Origin of the sequence: Actinophytocola sp. (assembly GCF_045807065.1) — a bacterium.
Lineage (GTDB): Bacteria > Actinomycetota > Actinomycetes > Mycobacteriales > Pseudonocardiaceae > Actinophytocola.
Genome location: NZ_JBJMIE010000160.1, coordinates 1 through 3,298, shown reverse-complemented (window position 1 = coordinate 3,298; position 3,298 = coordinate 1). Strand labels below are relative to the sequence as shown.

Below are 3,298 nucleotides of genomic sequence, written 5' to 3'. Positions count from 1 at the left end.
CGCGGAGGTTGACGACGACCTGGTCGCCGACGGCATCGCCGCGCCGCCGGACGTCGTGACGCCGGAGTCGTTGGGCATGGCCGACGGGCTGACCGCCGAGCAGTACTGGGACGGGCTCGGTGACCCGGTCCCCGAGGACACGCGCGACTGCGGGTCGGGATGCGACGGGCGGACCCGTGGCTGGGACAGCGACCAGCCGGGTCTCGGCGAGGCCGAACGCCGACTCGTGGCCCGCGAGGTCGCCCGGGAGATCCGGGAGCGCCGTGGCGGCCGGGGGCACACCGCGGGCGGCTGGCAGCGGTGGGCGGACGAGGTGCTCGACCCGGTCGTGGACTGGCGGCGGGTGCTCGCCGCCGCGGTGCGCCGGGGCGTCGCCAACGCGGCGGGCCGGGTGGACTTCACCTACCGGCGACCGTCGCGGCGGGCACGCTCGGTGCCCGGTGTCGTGCTGCCCGCGCTGCACCAGCCGCTGCCGGTGGTGGCCCTGGTCCTCGACACGTCCGGCAGCATGACCGAGGCCGCGCTCGGCCGCGTGCTCAGCGAGGTGGGCGGGGTGCTGCGCGGCGTCGGCCTCGGCCGCCGGCACCTGCGGGTGCTGTGCTGCGACGTCGAGGCGTACGAGGCGCAGCGGGTGCTCGACGCGGGTGACGTGCGGTTGCTGGGCGGTGGCGGCACCGACCTCCAGGCCGGCGTCGCGGCGGCGACCGGGCTTCGGCCCCGACCGGACATCGTCGTCGTGTTCACCGACGGCCAGACGGCGTGGCCGGCGCGACCGCCCCCGGGCTGCCAGGTCGTGGTCGCGCTCACCGACAGGTCCGGCACCGCGCCCGACTGGGCGGTCGCGGTGCACATCGACGAGAGAGGACGGTGACCCGTGCCGACAGGCGGTGGCGAACCGGAGGAGCAGGCCGAGTGGCTGGCGGCGGGTTTCGCCGCGGAGGCGGCTCAGGACTGGCGGACGTGGGGGATGCGGATCGCGCAGGCCCGGGAGTGGCTCGCGGCCGGCGTGCCGGACGGGCGCACCGCGGCGGAGTGGGCGTTCGCCGGGGTCACACCGCAGACCGTGACCGGCTGGCTGGAGGCCGGCATCCCGCCCGCGGACGCCATCCGGTACCGGGAGTTCGGTGTGGGCCTGGCGGACGCCGCCGGGTACCACGCCCGTGGCATGCGCCCGGACCAGGTGTTCGCCCGGCAGCCGCCGCCCGGGCTGGCCGACGCGAGCCAGGACGAGGCCGTGCTGCGCTTCCACGAGGCCGGGGTGGGCGGTTTCCTGTTGCACGGCTACCTGGAGCGGCGCTGGCACGACGACACCGCCCTCGCGTGGGCCATCCGGGACGTCCCCGCCCCGGAAGCCCGGCTGTGGCACGAGCTCGGGGTGACCCCGGCCGAGGGCGCCGCGCTCGCCGCGGCGGGTGTCGACCCGGTGCGGGCGGTACGGGAGTGGTGGAGTGCGGGCATCCCGTTCGAGGAGGTCGCCGACTGGCTCGGTGCCGGGATGACCCCGGCCGAGGCGGCCCGGCAGCGCGCCGATGGTGTCACGGTGGAGCAGGCGGCGATGATGCGCATGCTGCGCCGGGACGAGGACCCGCACTGAGGTGCCGGGCTCATGGTGTGATCACGTTGTGCCGGATGTGCGGCGCGCACTCCGCGAGCGCACGACCGCGCCCCGCCACCAGGCTGAACCCGGTCGGCCGGGTGACCAGTTCGATCAACCGGGCCCGGTCCAGTGGGGCGAGGCCGGCCACCCGGTCGCGCACCGCCGGGTCACCGAACAGCTCCTCGACGCTGAGGAACAACTCCCGGTCGGCCCCCTCGGCCGCGAGGTCGACCAGCCTGCCGCCGCCGTCGGTGTTGATCCCGAACGCCGCGCACCAGTCCAGCCCGGAACCGGCGACCAGGCCGGGCACGTCGGTGAACCGCATCGGCCGGACGATCGGGTTGAGGTACGCGTCGGCGTCCATGACCGCCTGGTCCTGCTCGCTCGGCGCGCCGGCCGCCGCGCTCGCCCCGTATCGCGTGCTGCTCAGGGTCAGGCCCAGCGTCCGCACCACGGCCAGGTCCGGGTCGCCGTCCGCGGCGGCCAGCAGCCGGATCAGCTCCCGGTCGAGCATCCGGTCGTGCTCGCCGAGAGCGTTGTACAGCCACGCGTACACCAGCCCGTTGTCGGTCAGGTGCTCGGCCAGCCACGCCACGCCCGCGGCGGGGTCGGCCATGTGGTGCAGCACTCCGGAGCACACCGCAAGGTCGAACCGCATCGGCAGGAGCGTCTCGGGGATGCCGCCGCGGAAGAACTCGACGTTGCCGACGCCGTGCCGGGCCGCCAGAGCGCGCGCCACGTCCAGCGACCGCCCGGACGGGTCCACCCCGAGGAACCGGGCCTGGGGATAGCGCCGGGCGAGCGCGACCAACCGGTGCCCGGTGCCGCAGCCCGCGTCGAGCACCTGCCACCCGGCCAGGTCGTTGCCGGGCAACAGGAACCCGATGCCGGTCGCCATGTCGTGGATCAGCCGGTCCGCCGCGTCCGGTGAGGGGTAGGGGAACTTCTCGTACAGCCGCCGGACCTCCGCCGCCGCCGTCACCGCGTGGCCCTCCCCTCGTCGCCGTGCAGTTCGCGCCGGATCTTGCCGAGGCCGTTGGGGGGCAGGTCGTCGACGAAGTCGACGGCGACCGGCACCTTGAACGCGGCCAGCCGCTCCCGCGCGAACGCCAGCAGCTCGGCCTCGCTGACGTCGACGTCGTCGGACCGGATGACCGTGGCCGCGACGTCCTGGCCGAGGACCCGGTGGGCGCGGCCGTGCACCGCCGCCTCCCGGACGCCCGGGTGTGCCATCAGCACGGCCTCGACCTCGGCGGCGGAGATCTTCTCCGCGCCGCGGCTGATCACGTCGCCCGCCCGGCCCAGGATGGTCAGGTAGCCGTCCTCGTCGAACCGCCCCCGGTCCCCCGTGCACAGGAAGCCCGCGTGGAAGGGCTGCGCTTCGGCGGGCAGACCGTCGTAGCCCCGCATCAGGTTCGGCCCGCGGACCAGCACCTCGCCGACGACGCCCGGCTCAACGGTCAGGCCGTCCGGCGTCCGCAACACGATCTCGGTGTTCGCCGCCGTGCCGACGGTGCCCGGCTTGCGCACCCCGTGCAGCGGGTTGCTGGCGATCTGGCCCGGCGACTCGGTCAGTCCGTACGCCTCCACCACCGGCACGCCGAACGTCTCCTCCAGCTGACACAGCACCCGGGGCGGTAGGGCGGACGAGGTCGAACGCACCGCCCGCGGCCGGAACACCTCACGGACCTCGGGTGCGGT

At 75.4% G+C, this 3,298-nt stretch carries 4 protein-coding genes; 2 read left to right on the top strand and 2 right to left on the bottom strand.

The window, feature by feature from the left end; all coding sequences use genetic code 11:
• Both ACJ73U_RS09430 and ACJ73U_RS09425 read left to right on the top strand, forming a co-directional pair.
• Positions 1-871, top strand: an 871-nt coding sequence (locus ACJ73U_RS09430) for a VWA-like domain-containing protein (RefSeq protein WP_407777166.1), incomplete at its 5' end; no start/stop codon positions are given.
• A gap of 3 nt (positions 872-874) precedes the next feature.
• Positions 875-1,594 (top strand): hypothetical protein, encoded by a 720-nt coding sequence (locus tag ACJ73U_RS09425; RefSeq protein WP_407777165.1) that lies wholly within the window; start codon positions 875-877, stop codon positions 1,592-1,594.
• A gap of 10 nt (positions 1,595-1,604) precedes the next feature.
• Here ACJ73U_RS09425 and ACJ73U_RS09420 read toward each other — a convergent pair whose 3' ends face one another.
• A complete protein-coding gene (locus ACJ73U_RS09420; RefSeq protein WP_407777164.1) occupies positions 1,605-2,579 on the bottom strand; it encodes a class I SAM-dependent methyltransferase in 975 nt (324 codons plus the stop codon).
• Positions 2,576-3,298 (bottom strand): AMP-binding enzyme (locus tag ACJ73U_RS09415; protein ID WP_407777163.1); only part of this gene is annotated, 723 nt, incomplete at its 5' end. The genes ACJ73U_RS09420 and ACJ73U_RS09415, both read right to left, overlap by 4 nt.